Origin of the sequence: Psychrobacter sp. NPDC064578, from assembly GCF_044901245.1 — a bacterium.
Taxonomy (GTDB): Bacteria; Pseudomonadota; Gammaproteobacteria; order Pseudomonadales; family Moraxellaceae; genus Psychrobacter; species Psychrobacter cibarius_C.
Map to the genome: position 1 here is coordinate 230437 of NZ_JBJDPI010000006.1, position 26169 is coordinate 256605.

The 26169-nt window shown below is 42.4% G+C and carries 22 protein-coding genes and 1 other RNA gene; 15 read left to right on the top strand and 8 right to left on the bottom strand.

What is annotated here, in order from left to right; genetic code table 11:
- Nucleotides 1-10: 10 nt before the first annotated feature.
- Together ACI2JM_RS09135 and ACI2JM_RS09140 are read right to left on the bottom strand one after the other, a co-directional pair.
- Nucleotides 11-865: a UDP-2,3-diacylglucosamine diphosphatase gene (locus tag ACI2JM_RS09135; protein WP_404643698.1), complete on the bottom strand. Its 855-nt coding sequence runs from the start codon at nucleotides 863-865 to the stop codon at nucleotides 11-13.
- Between the two features lie 115 nt (nucleotides 866-980).
- Entirely contained in the window at nucleotides 981-1496 is a 516-nt protein-coding gene (locus tag ACI2JM_RS09140) for a peptidylprolyl isomerase (RefSeq protein WP_045446977.1), read from the bottom strand.
- Between the two features lie 273 nt (nucleotides 1497-1769).
- Here ACI2JM_RS09140 and ACI2JM_RS09145 point away from each other — a divergent pair, with 273 nt between their 5' ends.
- From ACI2JM_RS09145 to ACI2JM_RS09165, 5 genes are all read left to right on the top strand, one after another.
- Entirely contained in the window at nucleotides 1770-3509 is a 1740-nt protein-coding gene (locus tag ACI2JM_RS09145; protein WP_404643700.1) for a glutamine--tRNA ligase/YqeY domain fusion protein, read from the top strand.
- 146 nt (nucleotides 3510-3655) lie between these two features.
- Nucleotides 3656-4417, top strand: coding sequence for a phospholipase D family protein (locus ACI2JM_RS09150; RefSeq protein WP_404643702.1), 762 nt, complete (start codon nucleotides 3656-3658; stop codon nucleotides 4415-4417).
- A 240-nt stretch (nucleotides 4418-4657) separates the two neighbouring features.
- Nucleotides 4658-5296: a peroxiredoxin gene (locus ACI2JM_RS09155; RefSeq protein ID WP_045446971.1), complete on the top strand. Its 639-nt coding sequence runs from the start codon at nucleotides 4658-4660 to the stop codon at nucleotides 5294-5296.
- A 234-nt stretch (nucleotides 5297-5530) separates the two neighbouring features.
- Nucleotides 5531-6193 carry a glutathione S-transferase family protein gene (locus ACI2JM_RS09160; protein ID WP_060491527.1) on the top strand — a complete coding sequence of 221 codons (663 nt, stop codon included), beginning with the start codon at nucleotides 5531-5533 and terminating at the stop codon, nucleotides 6191-6193.
- Between the two features lie 294 nt (nucleotides 6194-6487).
- Nucleotides 6488-7468 carry an META domain-containing protein gene (locus ACI2JM_RS09165; RefSeq protein WP_404643704.1) on the top strand — a complete coding sequence of 327 codons (981 nt, stop codon included), beginning with the start codon at nucleotides 6488-6490 and terminating at the stop codon, nucleotides 7466-7468.
- Between the two features lie 130 nt (nucleotides 7469-7598).
- Here the strand turns inward: ACI2JM_RS09165 and ruvC are convergent, their stop codons facing one another.
- Nucleotides 7599-8183 carry a crossover junction endodeoxyribonuclease RuvC gene (ruvC, locus tag ACI2JM_RS09170; RefSeq protein ID WP_404643706.1) on the bottom strand — a complete coding sequence of 195 codons (585 nt, stop codon included), beginning with the start codon at nucleotides 8181-8183 and terminating at the stop codon, nucleotides 7599-7601.
- Between the two features lie 259 nt (nucleotides 8184-8442).
- Here ruvC and ACI2JM_RS09175 point away from each other — a divergent pair, with 259 nt between their 5' ends.
- Nucleotides 8443-9063, top strand: a complete 621-nt coding sequence (locus ACI2JM_RS09175) for an FxsA family protein (protein ID WP_055123798.1) — start codon at nucleotides 8443-8445, stop codon at nucleotides 9061-9063.
- 133 nt (nucleotides 9064-9196) lie between these two features.
- Here the strand turns inward: ACI2JM_RS09175 and ssrS are convergent.
- A non-coding RNA gene (gene ssrS, locus ACI2JM_RS09180) (6S RNA) lies at nucleotides 9197-9392 on the bottom strand.
- 261 nt (nucleotides 9393-9653) lie between these two features.
- On the opposite strand from ssrS, the gene gpmI reads away from it, so the two are divergent.
- Together gpmI and ACI2JM_RS09190 are read left to right on the top strand one after the other, a co-directional pair.
- Nucleotides 9654-11312: a 2,3-bisphosphoglycerate-independent phosphoglycerate mutase gene (gene gpmI / locus ACI2JM_RS09185; protein ID WP_404643708.1), complete on the top strand. Its 1659-nt coding sequence runs from the start codon at nucleotides 9654-9656 to the stop codon at nucleotides 11310-11312.
- 352 nt (nucleotides 11313-11664) lie between these two features.
- A complete protein-coding gene (locus ACI2JM_RS09190) occupies nucleotides 11665-13167 on the top strand; it encodes a S41 family peptidase (RefSeq protein ID WP_404643710.1) in 1503 nt (500 codons plus the stop codon).
- A gap of 75 nt (nucleotides 13168-13242) precedes the next feature.
- Here the strand turns inward: ACI2JM_RS09190 and ACI2JM_RS09195 are convergent, their stop codons facing one another.
- From ACI2JM_RS09195 to ACI2JM_RS09205, 3 genes are all read right to left on the bottom strand, one after another.
- Nucleotides 13243-14943 (bottom strand): sigma 54-interacting transcriptional regulator, encoded by a 1701-nt coding sequence (locus tag ACI2JM_RS09195; protein ID WP_404643712.1) that lies wholly within the window; start codon nucleotides 14941-14943, stop codon nucleotides 13243-13245.
- A 100-nt stretch (nucleotides 14944-15043) separates the two neighbouring features.
- Entirely contained in the window at nucleotides 15044-16837 is a 1794-nt protein-coding gene (locus ACI2JM_RS09200; RefSeq protein WP_404643714.1) for a sensor histidine kinase, read from the bottom strand.
- 184 nt (nucleotides 16838-17021) lie between these two features.
- A complete protein-coding gene (locus tag ACI2JM_RS09205) occupies nucleotides 17022-17657 on the bottom strand; it encodes a response regulator (protein WP_055123802.1) in 636 nt (211 codons plus the stop codon).
- A gap of 427 nt (nucleotides 17658-18084) precedes the next feature.
- Between ACI2JM_RS09205 and ACI2JM_RS09210 the strand changes: the two genes are divergently transcribed.
- Both ACI2JM_RS09210 and ACI2JM_RS09215 read left to right on the top strand, forming a co-directional pair.
- Nucleotides 18085-19173 (top strand): serine hydrolase, encoded by a 1089-nt coding sequence (locus tag ACI2JM_RS09210; protein ID WP_045451193.1) that lies wholly within the window; start codon nucleotides 18085-18087, stop codon nucleotides 19171-19173.
- A 171-nt stretch (nucleotides 19174-19344) separates the two neighbouring features.
- Complete coding sequence (locus ACI2JM_RS09215) at nucleotides 19345-20013, top strand: thiamine phosphate synthase (protein WP_404643716.1); 669 nt, start codon at nucleotides 19345-19347, stop codon at nucleotides 20011-20013.
- Nucleotides 20014-20061: 48 nt separating this feature from the next.
- On the opposite strand, the gene ACI2JM_RS09220 is transcribed toward ACI2JM_RS09215, so the two are convergent.
- Nucleotides 20062-20391 carry a TraR/DksA C4-type zinc finger protein gene (locus ACI2JM_RS09220; protein WP_045446956.1) on the bottom strand — a complete coding sequence of 110 codons (330 nt, stop codon included), beginning with the start codon at nucleotides 20389-20391 and terminating at the stop codon, nucleotides 20062-20064.
- A 356-nt stretch (nucleotides 20392-20747) separates the two neighbouring features.
- Here ACI2JM_RS09220 and ACI2JM_RS09225 point away from each other — a divergent pair, with 356 nt between their 5' ends.
- The 5 genes from ACI2JM_RS09225 (at nucleotide 20748) to ruvB (ending at nucleotide 26099) form a co-directional block, all read left to right on the top strand.
- The gene (locus tag ACI2JM_RS09225; RefSeq protein WP_404643718.1) at nucleotides 20748-21962 is read left to right on the top strand and encodes a phosphoglycerate kinase; all 1215 of its coding nucleotides are present in this window, start codon (nucleotides 20748-20750) and stop codon (nucleotides 21960-21962) included.
- Nucleotides 21963-22221: 259 nt separating this feature from the next.
- The gene (locus tag ACI2JM_RS09230) at nucleotides 22222-22608 is read left to right on the top strand and encodes a hypothetical protein (RefSeq protein ID WP_055123806.1); all 387 of its coding nucleotides are present in this window, start codon (nucleotides 22222-22224) and stop codon (nucleotides 22606-22608) included.
- Nucleotides 22609-23163: 555 nt separating this feature from the next.
- Nucleotides 23164-24201 carry a class II fructose-bisphosphate aldolase gene (gene fba, locus ACI2JM_RS09235; protein WP_045446949.1) on the top strand — a complete coding sequence of 346 codons (1038 nt, stop codon included), beginning with the start codon at nucleotides 23164-23166 and terminating at the stop codon, nucleotides 24199-24201.
- Nucleotides 24202-24295: 94 nt separating this feature from the next.
- Nucleotides 24296-24916, top strand: a complete 621-nt coding sequence (gene ruvA / locus ACI2JM_RS09240) for a Holliday junction branch migration protein RuvA (RefSeq protein WP_404643720.1) — start codon at nucleotides 24296-24298, stop codon at nucleotides 24914-24916.
- 202 nt (nucleotides 24917-25118) lie between these two features.
- Nucleotides 25119-26099 (top strand): Holliday junction branch migration DNA helicase RuvB, encoded by a 981-nt coding sequence (gene ruvB, locus ACI2JM_RS09245; protein ID WP_045447074.1) that lies wholly within the window; start codon nucleotides 25119-25121, stop codon nucleotides 26097-26099.
- The last annotated feature ends 70 nt before the right edge of the window (nucleotides 26100-26169 follow it).

Genomic DNA, 26169 nt, shown 5'->3' on the forward strand with positions numbered 1-26169 from the left:
AAAAATGACATTAAATGAGCGATGTAAACTCAATCAATCTAAATTCAGCAGCAGTACTATTAAAACTGTCATTTGAATGCTCGTCGCCTGTCACTGCGCCAATCACCGCACTAACTTTTGGCTGGCGTGTATCTTTATCTAACAATCGCCAGTCGCCAAGCACGTAGCGTTTTTTATCATGAGTCGCGTGATGAATAGCTGGACGATGAGTATGTCCGTGCAGTAAAGCATCGCTATCCGCTATGGCTTGCAGCACAGCATCATCATTGACATCCATGATACGTGCTGCTTTATTGGCATTATTCTGCTGGCTTTTTTGCCGCATTTTATCGGCGATAGCCAAACGTTTCTCTAACGATTTATTGAGCAAATACCACTGAGTCAAACGATTACGCATTATTTTGCGAAAAAACTGATACTTTTTATCATCAGTACACAGCGCATCGCCGTGCTCTAGACGATAATTTTGCTGACCGACAGTTAAAGTATACGGCTCGTAAATAAGCTCGCCACCGAATACATTACAAAAAGGCTGACCTAACAAAAAATCGCGGTTGCCATGCATGACCAAAATCTCGCAGCCAGCTACCCGTAGTTTTTTTAATTTAACGATAAGCGGAGTGAGCCAATGACTTTGTCGTTCCTCGTCGGATAAAGACAAATAAAAATCATCACCGAGCCAAACTTCAAACCAATCACCTAAGATAAATAAGCGTTTGAGCGCAGGCAGAGCAAGGCAATCATCAAGCAGCGCCAAAAAAGCCTGCACTAAGGCAGGCTCTTCAGGCGATAAATGCAAATCGCTAATCAATACTTGCCGCACTTCATGAGGGCTGGTGGTAATTAGGTGGTCAAAACTTTGCATTTATCCTTATCCTCGTAATTTTAAACAGTAACGATTCATAAGCTTTTACAGACTCATCGCTACTGAGTAATAACTATTGAAGAATGATTACTGAGAGACAGTTATTTAGTAGCAGTTACTTAGTAATAATAGTCGCTGAGTTGATAACTACTGGCTCTTTTGGCACATCAGCATGCATGCCGAAACGACCAGTAGGTACGCCGCGCATTTTTTCGATGACGTCCATACCGCTGGTTACTTTACCAAATACGGTGTAGCCCCAACCTTGCATGTTTTTGCCAGAATGGTTTAGGAAATCGTTGTCTTTTACGTTAACGAAAAACTGGCTGGTTGCTGAATGCGGATCTTGCGTACGCGCCATCGCAATCGTACCAGCGTCGTTTTTTAGACCATTGTCTGCTTCGTTTTCAACTGGAGCATTGGTCGCTTTTTCATTCATTTCAGCGTCCATTCCGCCGCCTTGAATCATAAAGCCGTCAATGATGCGATGGAAAATCGTACCGTCATAATGACCAGATTTTACATAGTTTAAAAAGTTTTCAACGGTTTTTGGTGCTTTTTCTTCATTGAGTTCGATAACGATCGCACCCATATTGGTGTCTAGTTCTACTACTGGTGGCATGTCTACCATGTGATATTCCTCTTTGATTGCAGCGCCTAAAATGACGCTGTTAAGTGGTGGCTAAAAAGTTGGTGATTAAAAAGTTATGGCTAGTCTAACGGCTTTTTTATCTCGTGTCATGTATCAGGCTGTTAATGCGTTCGCAAAAGCTGATAGAATAACGCAACTTTAGCTTTTTATTATCATTTTTAATAACTTGTTTTTAATGATTTGGTTTGAATTTTCCATGCTGCGTGATGGCACGTAGCATGAACTGACAATTTGCGTTAGGAGCAATGCCCGATGAGTGAGCACTCAAGCAACAATGCACAAAAAGACGAACAAAAAAACGATTTTATTCGCAATATCATTCGTGACGATGTCAAGGCGCAAAAATACCCACAAATCGTGACGCGTTTTCCGCCAGAGCCAAACGGTTACTTGCACTTGGGGCACGTAAAATCTATCTGCCTAAACTTTGGCGTGGCCGAAGAGTTTGGTGGTGTTTGTAACCTGCGTTTTGATGACACCAACCCAACCGCAGAAAAGCAAGATTTCATCGACAACATCGAGAATGATGTGAAATGGCTTGGATTTGAGTGGGCAGGAGAGGCGCACCATGCGTCAGGCTACTTTGACCAGTTGTATGCATGGGCTGTGCAGTTGATTGAACAGGGTGATGCCTATGTAGACTTGCAGTCACCTGAGCAAATTAAAGAAAACCGAGGCTCATTCAATGAGGCAGGCACAGCGTCACTACATCGTTCTGCCAGTGTTGAAGAAAACTTGACCCTCTTTAATGACATGAAAGAAGGCAAGTTTGCGGAAGGTAAAGCAGTGTTGCGCGCCAAAATTGATATGGCAAGCCCAAACATGAATATGCGTGACCCCGTTATCTACCGCGTTATGCATCAAGCGCATCACCAAACGGGTGATAAATGGTGCATTTATCCCATGTATGATTTTGCCCATCCGCTCTCTGATGCACTCGAAGGCATTACCCATTCATTGTGTACGCTGGAGTTTGAAGATCATCGTCCATTTTATGATTGGGTCATTGACAAAATTGGCTTTGATGTACCACCGCACCAGTATGAATTTAGTCGCTTAAATGTCGATCATACCTTGACCAGCAAGCGTAAGCTTAAACAGTTGGTTGACGAAAATATCGTTAGTGGTTGGGATGATCCGCGTATGCCGACGATCGCTGGCATGCGTCGCCGTGGTTATACACCAGAGGGTTTACGTGATTTCTGTGAGCGTGTTGGTGTAACCAAAGTAGACAGCGTCGTTGACTTTCGCTTATTAGAATTTAGTATTCGCCAATCATTAGAGACGACCACAGGTCGTGGTATGGCGGTACTTAAGCCATTAAAAGTGACCATTACCAACTTTGCCGAAGCGGTCAGCAGTTGGGAGTCGCAAAAAGCGGACAGCGTCAATGCTCGCTTTGATGATGCTTCGCAAACCTTATGGCTGACGCAGCCAAATCATCCTAATGTCGATATGGGCGAGCGTGAGATTCCTTTCACTGAGACTCTCTATATCGATCAAGGCGATTACGAAATTGAGCCGCCAGCAGGTTATAAGCGTCTATCACCAGAAAAGCCAGAAATTCGTCTGCGTAACACCTATGTGTTGGCAGTGACCGAACATGTACTAGATGACGCAGGTAATGTCGTTGAACTAAAAGCGACGATTGATCCGGCGACATTGGGTCAAAATCCTGAAGGTCGTAAGGTTAAAGGCGTGATTCATTGGGTATCCGCTAGCCAAGGTATACCAGCAACGGTGCGCATGTATGAGCAGTTATTTAGTGTCGAAGACCCAAGTGGCGTCGCTGACGTTCATCAAGCATTGAATCCTAACTCGTTGACTGAACTCAATGCCGTGGTGGAACCGTCATTGGTGAATACGGACACTGGCACACGCTTCCAGTTTGAGCGTGAAGGTTACTTTATCTCTGATAGCGAAGACCATAGCACTGATAAACCAGTCTTTAACCAAATCGTCAGCTTGCGTGACAGCTATAAGCCAGCTTAATTTATCACTATTAGCGGCATTAGCGCTTATTTGAAAAACTACTGAACAATAGTAGTTTGCAAGCCTGCCCATTTCTAGTACGCTAGGGATGGGCTTTTTTGTGCATGATTATAAAGTGATTGATCGTAAGATTTGAGGAAATAATAATGGCAAAATTTTTAAACAGCAGTGGCACGACTTACCATTTAGAAGAATTGATTAAAAATGCGTCTGATAGGTTGATTATCATCAGTCCCTATTTAAAGCTGAATGAGCGTATTAAAGAGCTATTAGAAGACCGTAATCGTCTCAAAATTGATATTAGAATCGTTTATGGCAAGAATGATTTACACCCAGAAGAGATAAACTGGCTCAAAAATCTGACCTTTATTCGCACCAGCTTTTGCAAAAACTTGCATGCAAAGTGCTATCTAAATGAAAACGAATGCATCATTACCAGTTTGAACCTTTATGAATTTAGCCAAGTCAATAATAATGAAATGGGCGTGCTGATTTATCGTAATGAAGATGCCAAACTATATGCCGATACTTATGAGGAGGCACAGCGCATTATTCGTATCAGCGATGAAGTGCGCATGTCGCTTGAAAAAGTGACTGAATCTGATGGTAGGGCTGATAATACTGCTACTGCCAGTCATACTATGCCCAGCAATAATGCTAATACAACGGTCGCACCTACTGCTATAGAAGCGGCAACGCCTAATTACGCTAAATTAACGACGGCGAAACTTGCCAAAGAGCTGGGTTTTAAGACCCAAGAGTTAAATGATAAGTTACTTGCAGCGGGATATTTACAAGAGCAAGAAGGTGAGCTTACATTAACAGATGCTGGGCGTGCAGCAGGTGGCACCAGTAAAAAAGGTAAATTCGGTGATTTTTGTTTATGGGATTCTGGAATGGTGATTTGATTCATTCGTTAAGTCTATGCTAAATTACTTAGTAATAAACAGAATAACCGCATTACAACCCTTCACAAGACAGTCATAACCAGTTTGCTAAGATAAAATAGAATTTTTGCTGACGTGCTTTGAGTTATTGTGTAATATCTGACAGGGCACGTTGATAATAAAAAGTACGTTGATAATAATAGAGCACGCGAATATCTTTGGATATTAGTGCTCATCACTAACATAGCTAAGGAATTAAGCATGGCACATTTACGTTTAGGCGATACCGCACCGAATTTTGACGCTGCAACCACAGAGGGTAATATCAATTTCCACGAGTGGGCAGGCGATAATTGGGTCGTTTTTTTCTCCCATCCAGCTGATTTTACGCCAGTATGTACTACTGAGCTTGGGCGTGCTGCGGCACTGAATGGCGAATTTCAAAAGCGTGGTGTCAAGCCAATTTGTATCTCTGTTGATGGTATCGATGACCATCATGCGTGGGCAAAAGACATTGGTGAGACGCAAGGTACTGAGCTAAATTTTCCAATCATTGCTGATCCGAATAAAGAAGTCGCTGAGCTATACGACATGATGCATCCAAATGCAGATAGCACGCATACGGTACGCAGTGTCTTCATTATTGATCCAAATAAAAAAATCCGCTTAACACTGACTTATCCTGCAAGCTGTGGTCGTAATTTTGACGAGATTATCCGTGTCATTGATGCTCTGCAACTGTCTGATGAATATAATATTGCGACGCCAGTTGACTGGAAAGATGGTGATGATGTCATCATTCCACCAAGTGTCAAAAACGAAGATATCGCGGCTAAATACCCTAAAGGTTATACAGAAATTAAGCCTTATTTACGTACCACGCCTGCACCCAATAAATAAGTAGTATGATTGGATGAATGAAATGAAGCCTCATGACGTAACGTTGTGGGGCTTTTTGTTGTTTAGTCTCTGATCAAAAAAGCAAGCCTAATAAGGCTTTGCTATGATGAGCAGAGTAGGATATAACAGTTGTATAAAGGATGGTCAGTCTTTATCTATCATCAACAGCGTAATAACCATAATAAAACCAGATAGCGTTGAATCGCTTTTGTTCAATCTTACAAGGAGTTTGCCATGAAAAAACTATACGTCACCCGTACTGCGCCCAATCCACGTAAAGCCCTTATTTTGTTAGCATCAAAAGGCATCGATGTCGATGATATGGATGATGTGGACGTGATTGACATTGATTTTGCTGCCAATGAGCAAATGTCAGACAAGTTCACCAAAATAAATCCAATGCAGACCGTGCCAGTTCTAACACTAGGTGATGGCACTGTACTCAATGATTCACAGGCTGTATGTGAGTATCTCGACCGTGTCTATGGTGAGCGCTCGGTGATGGGGAATGATGTAATACAACGTGCGCAAGTGTGCGCTATGCGCCGCATTGCTGAGTTTGAGGTATTATATAACTTTATGCTGGCTTTTCAACACAGCCATCCGTCCAAAGCCCAACGCGTTGAGCAAGTCCCAGAGTTTGTCGCGCCATCTGTTGCACGGGCTGTTAAAGCCCTCGCTTATTTTGAAAATATTTTAGAAGGTCGTGAGTATTTGGTCGGTGAACAATTAAGCTTTGCTGATATCGTCTTATATCTCGGTTTGGATTTTGGTAAAGTCCTTAACGTAAATCCGAATGAGCAGGGCGAAAATCTTGCGCGTTTTTATCAAATGATGAATGAGCGTTTCAGTATTAAAAATATGGCAAAAGCCAAAATTGCTCATACAAACGAGTAAGACTAGCGCGAAAAATTAAAAATGTGACATCATTCATGGTCTTGAATAATTGATGAAATTTTCAATTATCTGAGACCATTGATTTTTTATGGTACTTTTAAATATTAAAATAGCAGTTACGATGAATCCATAAAAATAAACACTTTGTTACAACCATGATAATCAACGGCGCTATAGTGGTGAATTGTGACGCTTTAATAAAGTGGATATCATCAGCCCCTTATTGTTAAATATTTAACCTGATTTTTCAAATACTTTGACTTAAAAAAGGGATAACCACAAGGTATGACTGCTATGACCTCATCTGTTAAAAAACGGCCAATTCGATTCACTTTACTACCAAGTTTGTTGGCACTAAGCGTTGTTTTAAGTGCTTGCCAAGATACCTCTTTGCCCAATGAAAGTGATGTACAAGAAGGCACTCAGACAAGCGCTGATGCAATAAATGATGATGGCATAGATATGAATGCTGATGCAGTAACGGATGAGACTCAGATGGATAAGATGAGCGATGAAGAGAAAATGATTGCCAATCTTTCACGTTATCGTTGGACATTGATGTCTGTAACGGATAAAGGCGCACAGCCATTAAATATGCTGACGGATATTAAAGACCAAGTGCGTTTGTCTTTTAATCAATACCAAGGTGAGAATACGTTAAGTTATAGCGTTGGCTGTAATACTATGAGCGCTGTCTACCAATTGCAAGGTCACACTTTGACTATTGAAGAGGGTATGAGTACGAAAATGTCTTGTGGTGAGCTCGATAAGGCTGAAAATAGTTTAAATCAGCTGATGCAAGGTGAAAGCCAGTTAACATTAGTGAAAGCTAACAGTGCCAAAGATGGCGACGCTAAAGACAACAACTCTCAGGATGATAGTCTCAAGAGTGATAAGCCAATATTAACCCAAGTGACCAGTGTCGGAGCAACGTTGATTTGGGAAGGCATGCTTACCTCACAAGCCAAGTATAATAGTAAAGGTGAGACCGTATTCTGGGCAGTAAGCTCGAAAATGATACCTTGCACCGATAATGGCTCAGAGATGTGTCTACAAGTGAAACCCATTACCTATGATGACCAAGGTATTAAAACGAGCGAAGGCAAGTGGGCAGTCTTTACGGGTGAAATCGATGGCTATCAGCATGATGGCATGCACGATGAAGTATTACGTCTACAGCGTTACCCATTAGACAGTGACGATAGCAATAGTACAGAAGGCGAAGCATATGCTTATGTGTTGGATGCAGTGATTGAAAGTGCCGTCGCAGAGTAGTCGGTTTAAGCCGCTTTATTTTTATAGTAAAGCTATTTTATAGCAAAACGATAGTATAAATAACTTAGATAGTTCGAAAAACACGCGGCATTTGAACGCGTGTTTTTTTATGCTTGTGTTATAAGCGTTCTTAACGCAAGTTCCCCAGATCTTCTTCTGTCAAACGCCAGCGGCCTTTTTTCTTAGACGCACCGCGCCCACGCATGGCGCTGTTTAATATTAATTTATTCATGGAATGGCTTGAATGCGCATGACAGATGGCGCAGGCAAGACCATCGGCGGCATCTTGCTGTGGCACGACATCCAAAGATAGTATGCGGCAGACCATCTCTTGCACTTGATCTTTCGCCGCTGCGCCATACCCGCAAACGGCTTGCTTAATCTGGCGAGCGGTATATTCCGATACTTCTAAATCTAGAGCAACCATGGCGGCAATAGCAGCACCTCGCGCTTGCCCAAGTTTCAACGCTGAGTCAGGGTTTTCTGCCATAAATACTTGTTCAATAGCTGTATAAATAGGCTCATCTGCATATTTCAAATGATGCTGTGTGATGCGCGTTAAGCCATTAAAAATCCGCTTTAGACGTTCAGGCATCTCTTTGGTGTCGGTACGTATGGTACCTGCATCGATATAGGTGAGTTTGTCGCCTGTTTGCTGCACGATGCCATAACCAGTCATGCGCGAACCAGGATCAATTCCAATAATAATTGCCATAATATTCCATCTTGCTTATATTTTATTTTATATTCAATCCTATATAAATCAGATACGGTGTCAGACTCGCTCAGCCTACTACTCGTAGTACTTTTACTCATCTTCCTTGTATCCAAATTATATTGTACCGACTATATGGCTTAAAAATCAGCCTTAAGTTTGATAGTATAGCAATCAATCCCCATATACATCATATGTTAGCCATCTTAATTTGCATGGCGCTCAATTTATTGGTTTTTATTTTATAGGACGACACTTTATGGGTCAGATAGTTGGTATTGCCATTGTTTGGTTTATTATCGAGATGCTACTTTGGTATTTGCTTGCTCAGTTTATGAGTGGTTGGTGGGTATTTATGTGGTTTATTATCGCCGCAGTCATCGGTATCTCCCTCTTGCGTAAAGGGATGGCTGCCCTCAATCCAATGGCGCAGCAAATGAAAGCAGGTGGCATGATGAACCCATCAATGCGTCCGCAAGAATCAACCATGATGAAAAGTGTGGCCATGGCAGCGGCTGGTATTTTGCTACTCATTCCAGGTGTGCTGAGCGATTTGCTCGCATTATTGGTGATATTGCCACCCGTGCAAAAGAAGCTCAAAGACTTTGCTAATAATTATGTCATGAATAATCAGCAAAAAATGATGGAAATGATGGCCAAGCAAATGGGTGGACAGATGGGCGGCGGACAAAATCCGTTTGGGGGCATGGGCGGTCAAAACCCATTCGGCGGCGCAGGAGGTATGAATAATCAGAACCCATTTGGTCAACAACAAAACCCGTTTGGTGATGGGTTTAAACAGCATACAACGATTGATGGGACAGCAAAAACCATTCCCAAGGATGTGAAAAAAATCACCAAATCTGCCAATGACGAATAATTAAATTAATCGGCAAGCATAGAAAAACCCCCTTTTATCATTGATAAAAGGGGGTTTTTAATGGTTATTACTAATTCTTTATGAGGTGATAAGTAAACCTACCGAATATAAATAAAATAATAATTAACCGAATAGAACAACCGAAGTGCCGCTGTAAGATGGTGACCCATGAACCGTGAAGTTCAGGGCGGATGCGTCACTGCCTCTGCAGGTTTCCTGATACACCGCAAGTGGTGCAGGCATACACAATGAAGCAATAGGTACCACATCCTGGTAAAGCATTATCGGCTCAGGGAATAAACATCTACTAGCCAACACTTCAGAATATAATTATATTAACGAATGGTTTGAATGATTGCAAGTATGATTTACAGATTGATACGTAGATTTAGAGAGTGGCATTATTGCTATTAAGTTTTAACCGCCTTTTCTATTGTATAAATGTGCTTTAAATAAGTATGCTTTAAACGCTTAAGAGTGGGCGTAAAATGACGATTTTTCAGCTATTTTAAGATGTGTGTTAATATAGAGGGCTTTAAACATCCTAATATAGCATTATAGGCGTTCATTCACTTGAGGAGCGGTAATCCATGACCAATACCCAGCAACAATCAGCATTTATCGATGATAATCAGGCTCAGCTCAATAGCAAGCAGGATGGCGATCAAAATAAAAAAGTGCCGCATGTCTTAATGATATTAGATGGTTTTGGGCATCGTGAAGATGATAAGGATAATGCGATTGCTGCCGCCAATATGCCAAATTTGGATAGGATTTATCAGCAATATCCGCATGGATTGATATCTGCTTCTGGAGAAGACGTTGGTTTGCCAGATGGGCAGTTTGGCAATTCAGAAGTTGGGCACATGAACTTAGGCGCGGGTCGCGTTCTGTATCAAGATTCGACTCGTATCTCAAGTGAAGTAGCCAATCGTGAATTTTATAAAAACGAAGCTTTAGTCAATGCGGTAAAAGCCGCGAACGAGTTGGGTGGTAACGTGCATATCATGGGTTTGCTGTCAGATGGCGGCGTCCACTCTCATCAAGATCACATCGAAGCAATGTGCCACTCTGCGTTAGTGCACGGCGCTAAAAATGTCTTTGTACATTGCTTCTTGGATGGGCGCGACACCCCACCTAAATCGGCGGATAAGTATATTAATCGTCTGCGGGATCATATCAATAAGCTTAATGCTCATTATGAAGGCGGCCGCGTACAGATTGCCAGTATCATTGGGCGCTATTATGCAATGGATCGTGACAATCGCTGGGATCGTGTGCAAAAAGCCTATGAGCTTATCACTGAAGGTAAAGCCGATCGTCTGTCTACGCGTGCAGATGGCGCAGTACAAGCTGCTTATAAGGCACGCGAAACCGATGAATTTATTAACCCGACCGTAGTGATTGGCCGTGATGAAGTGCCATATACCGTTGATGACAATGACGCGCTTATCTTTATGAACTTCCGTGCTGACCGTGCCCGTGAGCTGGCGCAAGCTTTTGTCTTGCCAGATCATGAGTTTTCAGGTTTTGCCCGTAATAAGCAGCCAAAACTTGCGGCATTTGTGATGTTGACCAAATATTCTGACGTTTTAGCAGACAATCCCAAGACTAGCGTTGCTTATTATCCCACGTCGTTGACCAATACGCTTGGCGAATATTTGCAAGACAATGGTAAAACTCAGCTGCGTATCGCTGAAACTGAAAAATACGCGCATGTGACGTTTTTCTTTAGCGGTGGTCGTGAAGAAGAGTATGAGGGCGAGACACGTATTCTCGTACCCTCTCCAGATGTGGCGACTTATGATTTGAAACCAGAGATGAGTGCGCCTGAAGTGACCGATAAATTAGTGGCTGCCATTGAATCAGGCAAATATGACGTGTTAATTGTCAACTATGCCAATGGTGATATGGTAGGTCATACGGGAATTTTTGATGCGGCTGTAAAAGCAGTAGAGGCACTAGATGTCTGTGTTGGCCGTATTGAGTCAGCGGTACGCGCTGCTGGCGGTGATATGCTTATCACGGCAGATCATGGCAACTGTGAGCAGATGCAAGATTACGAAAGCGGTCAAGTACATACTCAACATACCACTGAGCATGTACCGCTCATTTACGTGGGTGAGAAAAAGCTACAAGTACGTAGTCGTGGTAAGTTGAGCGATGTCGCACCGACTATTTTGGCGCTGATGGATATTGAGCAGCCTGCTGAAATGACGGGCGAAAGTCTATTGGTTCCAGCGTTGTAAGTCAGGCATTTAATACTATTGTATTGACCACTTACTAGCGTTGTTAGAAGTAATAGAAAGGGGAGAGATATTTATTGTCTCTCCTTTTTTTGATTTGTTTTTTAAGAGATATTTGGCTGACTTTATTTATCTTTAAATGTTTGGATAGTGAGAAAAATAAGGGCAAGTATGATATTTAGCCTGCTAAACAAACTTGACACCGTTACTCATCATTTGATGAAATCATATCAGTTATCGTGAATGTTACTTGCAATACTCTCCTAGTCTTAGACTGGCTCTTGATGCTATCTTATGAGATAAATATTCATCTATATATCTATAAAAATAATTCTATTATTAAACGAGTTCTCTTATGCGTTCTATTTATTTTATGCGCTTACCAGTGACGAAGCGATTGGGCAAACAAGCTATGAAGGTATTCACTGCGCCGACTATTTTTAAACCTGCATTGATGATAGGTCTGATTGGGCTCAGCACTGCTAGTATGTACGCACAAGCAGCGAAGTCACCAGCTAATGCGACCATCAATAACCCCACCGCCAGTCTACAACTGATTAGCTTAAATGCCGATGAGATAGCCACAGAAGATGACACTAATAATTTATCAGATGTCGCTGATATGCTTGAGTCGGCCGACCAAGTTGACGACTCGATAGACAGTGTCGCAGATGAGAGTGCCTTGACCGATGACACGAACGAGGTTGATGTCAGTATTCCACCTGAGGTTGCGCAAGTATCATTGAATGCCATTTCTCCAGAAACGCTCAAGACGTTTGTTGCGGTAGTGGATTTGGTACGCCGTGAATATGTAGATGCGGTCAATGATGAAGAGCTGTTCAATAATGCGTTGAGTGGTATGTTGACTAAGCTAGATAGTCATGCTGAATTTTTAGATGCTGAGGCTTATGAAAATCTGCGTGCCTTTACCGAAGGTGATGTGGGTGATGTGGGTATCAAAGTCAATTATCAGCCTACAGATGGCTATTGGGTGATTACAGAGGTTATTGATGCATCGCCTGCAGATAAAAAGGGCATTGCGGTTGGCGATTATTTACATCAAGTCGGTGATTTCAAGCTTGATGAAGATAAAGAAAGTAACGATATTGAGCAGCTTTTGACAGGGATTGCGGGGACGCAAGTAGATGTTGTCACCTCAAAAGCTGGTCGCCGCAAACATACCACGACCTTGCAGCGTAATAACAGTCACCCTCAAACGGTCGAGGCAAGTCTCATTGACGGTGTTGCTGTTATTAAGTTACCTGCCTTTCAAAATAATAGCCGTGAAAAACTATTGGAAGGCTTGATAGATCTAGACGCACCTATCACAGGTATCTTGCTAGATATGCGTGATAATCCAGGCGGGGTGCTAACGTCGGCGGTGAGCGTAGCCAGTTTGTTTATGAGCGACACTGATGTGGTACAAGTAAAGGGTCGTCAAAGTGATACGCGTACGCTATCCACTCAAGGGCTGGCGATACTTGAATCATTGCCAGTGGTGGTGTTGCAAAATCGCTATTCGGCGTCAGCGGCAGAGGTGCTGGCCAGTAGCTTACAAGCACAAAAACGTGCCACAATCGTTGGTGAAGTCAGCTATGGTAAAGGGTCTGTACAGTCGGTCATCCCACTGAATGATGAGCAAGCTGTCAAACTAACCGTCGCCAACTACATGACAGCGTCAGGCAATAAGATCGATGGAATCGGTGTAGAGCCTGATATGACCTTGTCAGGAAGTGAAAGTACATGGGAGCAGCAAGCGCTCGCTTTACTAAAAACAAAAGCACTTGATTCGGGTATTCGTTTTGTCCGAAAACCTGCCAAAGTCGATCAAGCGGTGGCAGGCGATAGGGTTCAGTAAGGCTCGCTTAAAGACAGGCTATCGCGATATATCAACGTTAAAATATCATTTATCGTTATTCAAAAATAGCGAATGCTATGGCTCGAATTGATCCTCAGCTATCTCTAGTTTTTTCATGCGATAGCGTAAAGAGCGAAAAGTGGTGCCTAGTAGTTCAGCTGCTTGCGTTTTATTCCAAGCCGTTTGTTTTAGTGCGGTAATAATCAACTGTTTTTCTTGTTCTTGTAGGTAGTGTTCTAACCCTTGAGAGGGTAACTGACCATCCTCTAATTTGCTTAGAATTGCTTTTTCATCACTTTCCTGCACAATAGATCGATTGGTGACAGATTCTTCGTGATTGTGACGGGCTGTATGGTTTGGGCTTTCTGAACGCTGTATCATAGAAGGGTAGTGCTGAGCGTTAGTACGATAAGGATGCAAGTTGGTCGTCAATTGCTTGACCTGTGGCGCTATTGTCTCATCCATAGATTGAATGACTTTTTCTCTATTTTCTATCGATTGAGCGACCACTTGATGGCTTGTTTGAAGCTCAGAATGTTGAGTATTATTGACAACCGCTGGCTCACTCTTCTGATCTTGAGAGACTGCGCGGTGATGGGTTATATCAATATCAGGCAAACCCAAGTGGCTGATGTCAATGTGTGGTGTCTCTGCTAGGGTTACTGCACGTTCAAGGACGTTACGCAGTTCACGAACATTGCCCGCAAAGTTATGATCTTGCAAACGCTCGCATGCCTCAACAGTGAGTATGGGTGGGTTCTCTAGCTGCCATTCATCAGCAATTAATGCTAAAAAGTGCTTGGCTAATACAGGGATATCATCACGACGTGCATTGAGCGTCGGCAGTTTTAACTCAATCACATTGATACGGTAGTACAAATCTTGTCGAAACGCACCGTCTTGCACCAATTGGTTTAGATTTTTGTGGGTGGCGGACAAGATACGAATATCTACGGGAACCTCTTTGGTATCACCAATGGCTCTCACCGTTTTTTCTTGAATGGCGCGCAGTAGTTTTACCTGCATGGCTAAAGGCAAGTCTGCCACTTCGTCTAAAAATAACGTGCCGCCATTGGCCTGTTGAAACAGCCCTTGTTTGTCAGCGACAGCTCCTGTAAAGCTGCCTTTTTTATGACCAAAAAACTCTGATTCCATCAGCTCTGATGGTATCGCCCCACAGTTTACTGGTACAAAGCTACCATCACGGCGTGGGCTTAAATCATGAATCAATCGGGCAACCACTTCTTTACCAGTACCCGAAGCGCCTGACAAAAATACAGGTGCTTGTGAGCGTGCTAATTTTAAAATAGTATTTTTCAGTGGGTGCATCACCGCAGAATCACCAATGAGTCTACTGTCCAGCAGTTTTTGTTCGGGTGAGCATTCGGCTGTGGCTTTTGTTTCATTGTCTTGATGAATAACTTTTAAAGCATTTTCCACCAGTTGACGTAGGCGCGGTAACTCAAGAGGTTTATTCACAAAGTCAAAAGCACCAAGCTTCAATGCTTCAATGGCGAGGTCCATACTGCCGTGAGCAGTAATCACGGCAATGGGCGTACTAGAGCTATTACTGATTTCTTTTACCAACTCTAGTCCTGACCCATCAGGCAGCTTTAAATCGGTCAGACAAAAATCGTAATCATTGTCTTGCCAGTATGATCTTGCTTGTGACAGAGTATATGCTACATCACTTTTAATGCCCATTTTGGTCAAAGTAATTTGCATCAATCGGCACAGATCCACTTCGTCATCAACGACTAGCGCGGTTGTTGTCATACATCATCTCATCGTATTCAATAGCTATAAAATGGTAAAAACCAAGAGGCCTTAATGGCAAAGTATTCTATGTAATGTTAATACTTGGTAACGTTAATATTTATAAAATAGTGGTATCAACACTATGTTCAATTTTATTAATATGACTATAGGCGCCAATAGCAGGTGCTATCAGGCGAAAACAGGTTTTCTCATGTTCAGGAATATAAAGCAAGCGAGTTTGGTTGGCCTCACAAAAAGCTTGTGATAAATACAGTCCTAAGCCTGTCCCTGCTTGGTCTGTCGTAAAAAATGGATTAAATAAATGTTCCAAATCTTTGGTGCTAACCCCGCGACCAGCATCCAAGATATCAATTATAACATCGTTATCCGCACAATAAATCTCGATTTCCACATAGGCATGAGGGTGGGCGTAGCTACTGTAGCGCAAGCCATTGTTAATTAAATTGATTAAGACTTGCTCTAGTTGATGCGTGTCGAATGATATGGTCGGTTGTGTTTTTACATGTAGAAAAACATCGTGTCCTTGAAAGTAATTCTCTAAAAATATTGGCATCCAGTCTGCCAATATAATCGCCTGCTGGTTTGCGGTTTGCTGGCGCGACAGTTTTAGTACATCTTCGATAATGCGATTCACGCGTTTTGTTTGTGAAAATATCATTTGATAAAGCTCATGATTCGCTGCCATATCATCACTTGAGATAGGCGGCGTTATCGTATTATCTGCTGTATCGACTTCTAGATTGGCTTCTATAACATCTTCCATTAATAATTGGCTGGCTTGTGATATCGCTGCCAAAGGATTCCTTATTTCATGGGCGATGCTCGCCGTCAATTGCCCTAAAGAAGCCAGTTTTAATTGTTGGGCGCTGGCTTGCTCGCGGCGTAAGTCCTCTAACATTATCAGTTTACTGTCATCTTTTAATGGAATAATTTGTACGCGCAGTTTACCAAATATGGAAGCGTTTGCGACTGCAGGCAAATCATAAATAAAGGTGCGTGATTGGCCTGCTGCTACTGACAAACAGGCTTTAAATAGCTGCGTGTGTTGTTGACCAAGCTGCTGCTGAAAGTTAGATAAGAGTGCACTGCGAGTATTGTTTCGAGTATCTTTTGTATCAATAGAGGTGTTGTGCAATGATGCGGAAGGGGTATGTGAAAGGCTAAGTAATTGGTGAGCGGCAAGGTTTGCCAAAACGATATGCTGTTTATCGATGACGATGACACCATTAACCATTTGCGTGATGACTTCTTGGTTGATGACGTTTAATCGTTCAACTTCTTTAGCGTGACTCGCTGCTACTTTCTCAAGTTGTACCAAACGCTGTGAGATGGACCAGCTCAAACCACCAACCGCCAAAAAGCTGGCTGACATGAGCAATGCGTCCCCTAAATTTGCTAAGCTCATGCTATTGGCAATGGCATAAAAGAATTGCTGATAAATGACAAAAATAATAGCAAGTAGGGTAATAATTAAGGCTTGTGAGCCGTGTAGCAACATAAAACTCGCTGCGACCACCACCATATATAACATGGTCAACTGTAAATCAGGCGCACCCGCTGTATATAGTAATAAGCTTAATATAATGACGTCTAACACTAAACCAAAGGCTAACTGCCGCCGCATTTGCTGATTAACGACATAAAATAAGCCAAGTAAAATAAGACTAAGTAGGAAATAAAAGCTAAGCGTTGTTTGTTGTAAAAAGCTTGGTAGAGAGAGGCTGTTGTCAGAGTGAGCGGTGATATACACCATCAGTAGAGAAAACAGACTAACAGCAAAGCGGTAACTGCTATAAATAAGCCCCAACCTGCGCAATTGAGGTAGAGATAGCGTGTCATCACGATGCAAATAGTGAGTAACAGCAGAGACGATATTAGTAGCAGGCTTCATAGATTGACCGCAATAAGAGAACAGTTGCTAGGGTGTATCTTCACTTTAAAATAGAGATAAATTACAATCAAGCAAGAAAAATATCGTCATTAATATTGGGATATTTGACGATACTTGATAAAATTTAGTCATTTTCAGCCCATGTAGATGTCCATCAATTGAATTGAGGACACGCCCTAATGAGTTATGGCTGAATTAGACCATGACGAATGGCCAAATGTGTTAACTTCACATCGCTATCAACCCCAACTTTCTCATAAATACGATAGCGGTAAGTGTTGATGGTTTTGACACTCACAAATAGTTGGTCAGCGATTTGCTGTGGGCTTTGACAGTTAACGACCATCATTGCCACCTGTTTTTCGCGATCACTCAGTAAGTCAAAAGGTGAGTTGGCATTATCTGACAGCAAAACATCAGCCAGTTGCTCAGCGACATCTTGGCTAAAATAACGACCACCTTGATAGATTTTTTTGACAGCGCGAATCATCTCATCGAGCGGCGTGCCCTTCGTAATATAGCCATTGACCCCCGCTTTGATAAGCATAGAAGGATACGGCTGCGCTGACATACTGCTGACGGCCAATATTTTGATACCCATATCCAGCTGAATTAAGCGTTTGGTTGCTTCAAGCCCACCAATATTAGGCATATTGACATCAAGCAAAACCACATCAGGGCGTAATTGTTTGGCCAATTTGATGGCCATGTCACCACTGTCCGCTTCGCCGATTACTTCGATATCGATACTATCTGACAACATGCGGCTAATACCCATTCTCACCAAATCATGATCATCTACTACCAGTACTTTAATCATAACGATACTCTTTGTTGTTTGTCAGAATGAAGGCTTTTGTTGACGCTAAATGACAAAAAATAAAATCATTAGAGTCGTTTTTTTAGTTTTTGAAAAAAATAAAATATTGCTAATCTTTTAGATAGATACCATTGTTTAATATAACAAAAAACGAATAATTACAGTGTTCAAAGTTAAGATATATTGCTGAAATGTGAGTCAATGTTTCTGTAATATAAAGTGGTTGTAGTAAAATTTGAATTACACCAAAATAAATTATTAAATCAGCTTGATACATTAAACTTAAATGCAAACCATGATACACTAAAAATACAAAAACTCTATACGAGTACTTATAAACCCATTCATAAACGCTACGTACGTTGTTGCTATTGGTTAGTATGTAACTGATTCTCTAATTAACAGCATCGTGACAGCAGGAGGCATAATGAAGCAACTACCATTAACCAAACAGCAATTAATCGCTGCTATGATTTCATTGAGTTTGGGCAGTGTTGCACAAGCCGCACTTACTATTAATGGTAGCGCTGACACTAGCTCTAGTGCTCGCATGAGTTGGGGCGGTGCCGATAGTTTGTCTGAAGCACGCAATATTATGTACAAATCCAAAGGCTCAGCTATCAAGAAAGTTGATAGTGGCAATGGTACGACCAGTATCACCAACGCCAATAGCTTCGGTAGTAGTAATAACAGTTACAATAGCAGTAACAGCTACAATACAACGTATCGTGGCTCATTTGGCAGCAGTAACATGATACCGATCAGCACTGATTCGCGTAGTGTTGCGGTCATCGATGCTGAAACGGGCGAATCTATTTATGAAAAAGATGCTGACATTGCGCGCCCAATGGCCAGTATCTCTAAAGTGATGACGGCCATGGTCGTATTGGATGCTGGTCTCGATATGCGTGAAGAGCTCACACTCGATCCAGAAGATTTCGTCGGTCCTAAGCGTGCCAGCTCTAACCTTAAATCAGGCGATCGTTTGAATCGTGCCGAGATGTTGCTCATGGCATTGATGAAATCAGAAAACCCAGCAGCAAAGAGTTTAGCGCGTAATTATCCAGGTGGCTATACCGCCTTTATACGTGCCATGAATCGCAAAGCTCAAGATCTGGGTATGACCACTGCTTTTTTTGGTGATCCAACGGGTCTTGATAAGCGCAATGTCGCTTCATCAAATGACTTGGTTAAAATGGTTCGCGCGGCGGGTAACTATGACGTGATTCGTCGTTTCTCGACCACCAAGAGCTATGACTTTTATGTTTCTAACTACTCAAGTGGTAACCGTACTTATAAAGCCAATAACACCAGTAGCTTGGTTCGTGCAGGTGATTATCCAATTGGTATCTCAAAAACAGGTTTCATCAATGAAGCTGGTCGTTGTGTGGTCATGGAAACACGTGTGAATAACCGCCCAGCAATTATCGTCATCTTAGGAGCGAACAGCTCAGCCACACGTTGGGGTGATGCCAAAAATATTCTAAACAGTTTAGCGACACGCCGCACGGTATAACTTTACTGTTTTAGCATTTATAAAAAGGCTGTTATTCGATATAACAGCCTTTTTATTGTGTTGAATTTAAGGTATGTCTTTAATTTAATCAATGGACTTCTACATGGGCTAAAAATTTATCTCATTTTTATCTCCATTTTTAAAATGAGGACACACTCTAGGAAAAATAATATGACTCAAACAACGACTGTTATACCAGCGCCAAAATTATATTTACTGACCAATGACGATGAGTTTGCGCTGCTGTATCGCAAATTAGAAGCAGCACTAGCAACAGGATTCATCGCGCTATTACAAATTCGTCGCAAGCAGATATTGGCGCTACCTGATGGTGAGTCTCGTCTATACGAAGAGGCTAGACAAATAGTTGAGTTGGCGAAAGCGTACAACGTACCAGTCGTCATCAATGACAATATTAAACTGGCTGCCAAGCTCGGCGTTGGTGTGCATTTGGGTCAACAAGATGGCGAAGTTGCCGATGCTAAGCACGAACTACATGCCAACCAAATGATCGGACGCACTTGTCATGGCAAGGTGGAATTGGTTGAAGAAGCAAAAAACGAGGGCGTAAGCTATGCCGCTATGGGTGCGATTTTTACCTCAAATACAAAACCTAACGCCAATATTATCTCGCGCCAGCAGCTCATAGATGGCTGTCAGCAAAATATAGCGATATGTGTCATCGGTGGCTTGACGGCAGAAAATGTCACCAAGCTGGCAGGTTTGCCCATTACTTACGTGGCGGTCGTTGGGGATATTATGGATTTGCCCGTGGATCAAATCGCTGTGCGCTGTAGACAGTGGCATCAGGCGTTCTCTCAATGGAAAACGCCTACTTGATCACTGGAACTTTGATTTGGAATGGCTGTCTTAGAGTAAAATGAGTCGTTATTCAGCATGTTCCATACATAGTGTAGCGTAAGGCAGTGCTTGTAAGCGTTGCTCTTCAATTTGCTCGCCGCAGACTTCACATTTACCATAAGTCCCGTTTTCAATACGGCTTAATGCATTTTCGACATAGATCAAACTTTGACGGGCTTCAACCATCAAATTTGTACGCATGTCGTTTTGACGATAAGAGATGGCTTGGTCTTCCCAATGCTCATTGAGGTCGTCTTGCGGGTTTTGGATATGATCTTCGATTTTATCGATACGAGTCTCATATTCTTCTTTAAGTGTCAGTAGGTTTTGTTTGGCAGCTTGAAGGTCGATACTCATTGGGTTCTCCTAATGGGTTATTTTTATTGTAGGTATTATTTATTATCAGTGCTAATAGTATCTTAAACAGCCTTATTACTAAGTGCCACCACGAAATGTTACTGATTTTTATTAAAATTTAGCCATTTGTCTTGTTTTGATCCCTATTTTCAAACTGAGGATACGCCCGAGTAAAATTTAATAGTGCGTTCTTTATGAGCACTTGCTAGAAAACTGCTAGAATACACCGCCTCAAATTCTTGCTTGGTTACTTTGATAAAGCCACAGACAAGAGCAGCCGATTTGATAAAATTTTTTCAGGAATGAGTAAAAAGCCAATCGATAGATTAACAAGAGATGATGCATAGGAGCAGGTAATGAATTTTTTGCGTATGAGTGAGCTGAGCTTAACGGATAAAGTGGTGTTGATTCGTGAAGATCTCAATGTGCCTATTAAAAACGGTAAAGTCGCCAGTGATGCACGCCTGCAAGCCAGTTTGCCTACGATTAAGATGGCGTTAGAAAAAGGCGCGGCCGTTATAGTTTGTTCACACTTAGGTCGTCCAACTGAAGGCAGTCCTGAGTCGATATATTCGCTAGCACCAGTTGCTGAGTATTTAAGCGATAAATTAGCCACACAACTTTCAAAGCCCGTTAGCTTAAACAATGACTACCTTACAGAGGGCGTGGCAATTCAAGCAGGCGAGGTCGTGCTATTAGAAAACGTGCGCTTTAATCAGGGCGAAAAGAAAAACGATGCGGATTTAGCACAGAAATACGCTGATTTATGCGATGTATTCGTGATGGATGCATTTGGCACCGCACATCGTGCGCAGGCCTCAACAGAAGGCGTTACCCAAGCTATGCATCGAGCAGGAAAAACGGCTTGTGCAGGACCTTTATTGGCGGCTGAGCTTGATGCGTTAAGCTTGGCACTTGAGACCCCAGCGCAGCCAATGTTGGCAATCGTTGGTGGTTCCAAAGTATCGACAAAGCTAGAAGTGCTGCACAGTTTGTCTGAATTGTGCTCGCAGATTATCGTTGGTGGCGGTATTGCGAATACCTTCCTAGCCGCGCAAGGTCATAGCGTTGGTGCGTCACTTTATGAAGCGGACTTGGTTGAGACAGCTCGTGACATTATGACTAAGACTGAGATTTTATTACCTGAATATGTTGTCGTTGCTGATAAAAATGAGATTGATTTTGCTGATTTCACAGGCTCATTACAACAAGCCACTGCGACCATCAAATCTGTCGATGTGATTGGCGAAAATGACATGATATTGGACATCGCTCCAGAAAGTGCTAAGCAATTAGCGGATGCTATTATCAACGCAAAAACCATTTTATGGAATGGTCCGGTCGGTGTTTTTGAAGTCGATGCTTTTGGTCAGGGCACACAAATCATAGCAAATGCCGTTAAAAACAGCGAAGGATTTTCGATCGCTGGTGGTGGTGATACGCTTGCTGCAATTGATAAATATCAAGTGGCAGATGGCGTTAGCTACATGTCAACAGGTGGTGGCGCATTTTTAGAGTTTGTAGAAGGCAAGGTATTGCCTGCGGTTGCTGCTCTACAGATTGATGCGTAACGCCTTAACGATATTTTGCAGATGAGTAACATTAGCCGTACAATTTAGCCTCACCATCTCATGTACGCTGTATCAATAATATTTTGGCTACTATTCTTATGTTATTGTTTTAAGAGAAATAAGAGTCAGTGGCTACTCATTATTATTAAGTAGTAATTATTTGTTTCTATACTGAAAATTATGATTGCATGTCTAATTTGCACTCTATAAAATAGCGCAAATCATGTATTTGACATGCTTTATTTATGAGGGATTTATTATGTTAAAACGCCATTTATTACTTGCTAGCGTACTTGCTGGTACTTTTGCAATCACTGCATGTAGCCAACAAACAGAAGAGAACGCCGAAGCTGCTGTTGAGTCTGCTGGTGATGACGTTGCTGCTAACGCTGATACTGCCGCTGCTGAAACAGAAGCCGCTGCTGCTGAAGCTGAAGTTGCTGCAAAAGATGCTGGTACTGAAGTTGCCGAAGGCGCTGAAACTGCCGGTGTTGCTGCTACAGATGCACTAAAAAACACTGGTGAAGCAGTTGTGGTAGGCGCAAATGAAGCCGTTGCCAAAACTGCTGAAGTGGTTGCCGATGGCGCATCTGCTGTTGAGAATAAAGCCAGTGAAAACGCAGTAGAAGCAGAACAACAGTACTAATCATCAATACATAAGCAACTGAACCTAAGCCATTGATCTACTAATTTATCGATTGATGAATAGCTTATTAATCTGTTGGTTGCAGGTATTGATTGCTGTATAAGCCCTCAAAATATTTAAAAAGCTTTGGTGATAGCCAAGGCTTTTTTGTATTTAAAATCATAATCTAGAGGTTAGGGCGTGTCCTCATCTTTAGCGCATTTAAATATCCATTGATTGAATTGAGGGCAGGCCTTAATCAGTCAAAAATATGATGCACAAGGTTTATCCGTTTTTTCAATTAGCTGTGTATCATATGGAACTTATCCAGTTCCTTTATGAAACTCGCTATCATTCTGTTTTATGAATCAAGCAAAGAAAGAAATAGTCGGTTAACCGCTACGAAGCGCTGGCAATTTTTGCTATAATCACGGCGTAATAATTACGATCAAAAAATACCAGTTTTTTGCTGGTCTGACTATTATCAGGCTAGGGTTTTAGGGCAATTGTTGCAACATCGTATTTTTAAGAATGATTTCTTAATATCATATTCAAAATTTAATCAGAGAGCGTCTTATGGCTTTAATATCGTTACGTCAACTTCTAGATCATGCCGCCGAAAATAACTACGGTGTCCCTGCTTACAATGTTAATAATTTAGAGCAGATGCGTGCAATCATGATGGCAGCCGACGCCTGTGATTCTCCTGTTATCGTACAGGCTAGTGCTGGCGCACGCAGTTATGCAGGCTCTGCATTTTTGCGTCATCTGATTATTGCTGCTATCGAAGAGTGGCCACATATTCCAGTCGTTATGCATCAAGATCATGGTATGTCACCAGCGATTTGCCAACGCTCAATTCAGCTTGGCTTCTCATCAGTGATGATGGACGGCTCGCTCGGTGAAGACGGTAAAACGCCAATGGATTATGATTACAATGCCAGCGTGACTCGCGAAGTTGTCAAGATGGCACACGCGTGCGGTGTTTCGGTAGAAGGTGAAATTGGTTGCTTAGGTAGTCTTGAGACTGGTATGGCCGGTGAAGAAGACGGCTCTGGTGCAGAAGGCGTATTGGATCACGAGCAGCTATTGACCAGTGCTGATGAAGCAGAGCAGTTCGTTAAAGACACCAATGTGGATGCGTTAGCCATTGCTATCGGTACCAGTCATGGTGCTTACAAATTCACCCGTCCACCGACAGGCGACATCCTATCGATTGAGCGTGTAAAAGAGATTCATGCCCGTATTCCTAACACCCATTTGGTCATGCATGGCTCGTCATCAGTGCCGCAAGAGTGGCTAAAAGTTATCAATGAAAATGGTGGCAACATCGGTGAGACTTATGGTGTACCGGTTGAGCAAATCGTTGAAGCGATTAAGCATGGTGTGCGTAAGGTAAATATCGATACCGATTTACGTTTGGCATCAACAGGCGCTATTCGTAAATTCCTTGCAGAAAACCCTAGCGAATTTGATCCGCGTAAATACTTCAAAGCCTCTATGGTTGCAATGTCAGATATCTGTACCAATCGTTTTGAAGCCTTTGGTTCTGCGGGTCAGGCACATAAAATTCGCCCAATTAGCCTTGAAGGTATGGTCGATTTTTATAAATAAGCGTTGCCAACAAGATATGCTTATTTAATAGCATTTATCATTAAATAGCAGCTCAGTTCATTTTTTATATCAGCTCTAATAAAGGTAGTGGATTATGATCGGATTGATTAGTGGTCAAGTGCAGTATTTGATGGCACCGACTGCCTGTGTCATGACTACCTCTGGTGTCGGCTACGATATAGAGCTGCCGCTACCGTCATTTTGCCAGTTGCGTCTCAATGAGCAGGCGAGCATTTGGACGCACTTTCATGTGCGCGAAGATGCGCAGCTGCTTTATGGCTTTATCGATCGCAAAGAGCGTGATGTCTTTCGGCAATTGATCAAGATCAATGGTGTTGGCGCAAAAATGGCGTTAGCAATGCTATCTGCGATGTCAGCTGCTGAGCTAAAGATGCATGTCGAGCAAGAGTCAGAGATGGCATTAACTCGTATTCCGGGTATCGGTAAAAAAACAGCGCAGCGCTTATTGATTGAGCTAAAAGATAAGCTGAAAAATATCGAAGTCGATAGCAGTCATTTAGAGTTTGCCATGCAACCTGCTGAGGTGTCTCACGAGGGCAGCATCATCGCTGAGGTAGAAGGCGCGTTGATTAGCTTGGGCTATAAAGAAAGAGAGGCACAGCAAGCGATTAAAGCTGCTAAGAGTAATGGTAATACCTTTGCCGATACGCAAGGTTTACTAAAAGCCACATTGCAACAGTTGTCAGGATTTTGATTCATATAGCTCACTACCCTTGATAAGTATCAATAAGTCTTAAATAGATAAGCGACATTCATTGTCGCTTATTTTCGTTTTAGGCTGTGCTTTATTTAGTCGCTGCTTTATGATGTTTTGCATGACTTATACGTAGCGTTTGGTTATGCTATTTATACCTATTCTTTAAAAATAATGATTTAATATAATGATAAAACCTATGATGCAAGATCGTTTGATTAATCCATTCGAAGGGGCAGGCGATGCGCCTGATTCTAATATTCGACCGGCTTTATTGGCTGAATATATTGGTCAGCCAGTGGTCCGTGAGCAAATGGAAGTGTTTATTGGCGCGGCACGTGGTCGAGGCGAGGCATTAGATCATACTCTGATTTTTGGTCCACCCGGTCTTGGAAAAACGACGCTTGCCAATATTATTGCTCGTGAAATGGGTGGTAACTTGCGTTCTACCTCAGGACCTGTGCTTGAGCGCCCCGGTGATTTGGCAGCCATGCTGACCAATCTAGAAGAGGGTGATGTACTATTTATTGATGAAATTCATCGATTGAGTTCTGTTATTGAAGAAATACTGTACCCTGCCATGGAAGATTTTCAGCTGGATATTATGATTGGTGAAGGGCCTGCTGCCCGTTCTATCAAGCTTGATTTGCCGCCTTTTACCTTAGTTGCGGCAACCACGCGAGCAGGCTTGTTAACGTCGCCACTCCGTGATCGTTTTGGTATCGTGCAGCGGCTCGAATTTTATAATATTGCTGATTTGACCACAATTGTGAGTCGTGCCGCACGCCTGATGCGTGTACCGATGAGTGAAGATGGCGCAGTGGAGATTGCTCGCCGCGCGCGTGGTACGCCAAGGATTGCCAATCGTTTATTACGCCGTGTACGTGATTATGCTGAAGTGAGAGGCGATGGTAGTATCAATGGCGCGATTGCAGGCAGTGCACTCGATATGCTGGCAGTTGATAGGCGTGGTCTTGATCATTTGGACAGACGTTATATTGAGATATTGCACGAACGTTTTGATGGTGGTCCAGCTGGCGTTGAAGCGGTAGCAGCGGCAATGGCTGAAGATCGCGGTACGCTTGAGGATGTGATTGAGCCATATCTTATTCAGCAAGGCTACGTATTACGTACCGCTCGTGGACGTGTACTGACCCAAATGGCGATTGACCAGATGCTATGAAATTAGCCTAAAAAATGCGCCTACGTTTAATACTCTAGTTAAACGTAGGCGCATTTTTAGGCTTTGATTT

Excerpts from the sequence above, each read along its gene's own strand:
- ACI2JM_RS09135 (WP_404643698.1), bottom strand. The coding sequence starts at position 865 with ATGCAAAGTTTTGACCACCTAATTACCACCAGCCCTCATGAAGTGCGG.
- ACI2JM_RS09140 (WP_045446977.1), bottom strand. The coding sequence starts at position 1,496 with ATGGTAGACATGCCACCAGTAGTAGAACTAGACACCAATATGGGTGCG.
- ACI2JM_RS09145 (WP_404643700.1), top strand. The coding sequence starts at position 1,770 with ATGAGTGAGCACTCAAGCAACAATGCACAAAAAGACGAACAAAAAAAC.
- ACI2JM_RS09150 (WP_404643702.1), top strand. The coding sequence starts at position 3,656 with ATGGCAAAATTTTTAAACAGCAGTGGCACGACTTACCATTTAGAAGAA.
- ACI2JM_RS09155 (WP_045446971.1), top strand. The coding sequence starts at position 4,658 with ATGGCACATTTACGTTTAGGCGATACCGCACCGAATTTTGACGCTGCA.
- ACI2JM_RS09160 (WP_060491527.1), top strand. The coding sequence starts at position 5,531 with ATGAAAAAACTATACGTCACCCGTACTGCGCCCAATCCACGTAAAGCC.
- ACI2JM_RS09165 (WP_404643704.1), top strand. The coding sequence starts at position 6,488 with ATGACCTCATCTGTTAAAAAACGGCCAATTCGATTCACTTTACTACCA.
- ruvC (WP_404643706.1), bottom strand. The coding sequence starts at position 8,183 with ATGGCAATTATTATTGGAATTGATCCTGGTTCGCGCATGACTGGTTAT.
- ACI2JM_RS09175 (WP_055123798.1), top strand. The coding sequence starts at position 8,443 with ATGGGTCAGATAGTTGGTATTGCCATTGTTTGGTTTATTATCGAGATG.
- gpmI (WP_404643708.1), top strand. The coding sequence starts at position 9,654 with ATGACCAATACCCAGCAACAATCAGCATTTATCGATGATAATCAGGCT.
- ACI2JM_RS09190 (WP_404643710.1), top strand. The coding sequence starts at position 11,665 with ATGCGTTCTATTTATTTTATGCGCTTACCAGTGACGAAGCGATTGGGC.
- ACI2JM_RS09195 (WP_404643712.1), bottom strand. The coding sequence starts at position 14,943 with ATGACAACAACCGCGCTAGTCGTTGATGACGAAGTGGATCTGTGCCGA.
- ACI2JM_RS09200 (WP_404643714.1), bottom strand. The coding sequence starts at position 16,837 with ATGAAGCCTGCTACTAATATCGTCTCTGCTGTTACTCACTATTTGCAT.
- ACI2JM_RS09205 (WP_055123802.1), bottom strand. The coding sequence starts at position 17,657 with ATGATTAAAGTACTGGTAGTAGATGATCATGATTTGGTGAGAATGGGT.
- ACI2JM_RS09210 (WP_045451193.1), top strand. The coding sequence starts at position 18,085 with ATGAAGCAACTACCATTAACCAAACAGCAATTAATCGCTGCTATGATT.
- ACI2JM_RS09215 (WP_404643716.1), top strand. The coding sequence starts at position 19,345 with ATGACTCAAACAACGACTGTTATACCAGCGCCAAAATTATATTTACTG.
- ACI2JM_RS09220 (WP_045446956.1), bottom strand. The coding sequence starts at position 20,391 with ATGAGTATCGACCTTCAAGCTGCCAAACAAAACCTACTGACACTTAAA.
- ACI2JM_RS09225 (WP_404643718.1), top strand. The coding sequence starts at position 20,748 with ATGAATTTTTTGCGTATGAGTGAGCTGAGCTTAACGGATAAAGTGGTG.
- ACI2JM_RS09230 (WP_055123806.1), top strand. The coding sequence starts at position 22,222 with ATGTTAAAACGCCATTTATTACTTGCTAGCGTACTTGCTGGTACTTTT.
- fba (WP_045446949.1), top strand. The coding sequence starts at position 23,164 with ATGGCTTTAATATCGTTACGTCAACTTCTAGATCATGCCGCCGAAAAT.
- ruvA (WP_404643720.1), top strand. The coding sequence starts at position 24,296 with ATGATCGGATTGATTAGTGGTCAAGTGCAGTATTTGATGGCACCGACT.
- ruvB (WP_045447074.1), top strand. The coding sequence starts at position 25,119 with ATGCAAGATCGTTTGATTAATCCATTCGAAGGGGCAGGCGATGCGCCT.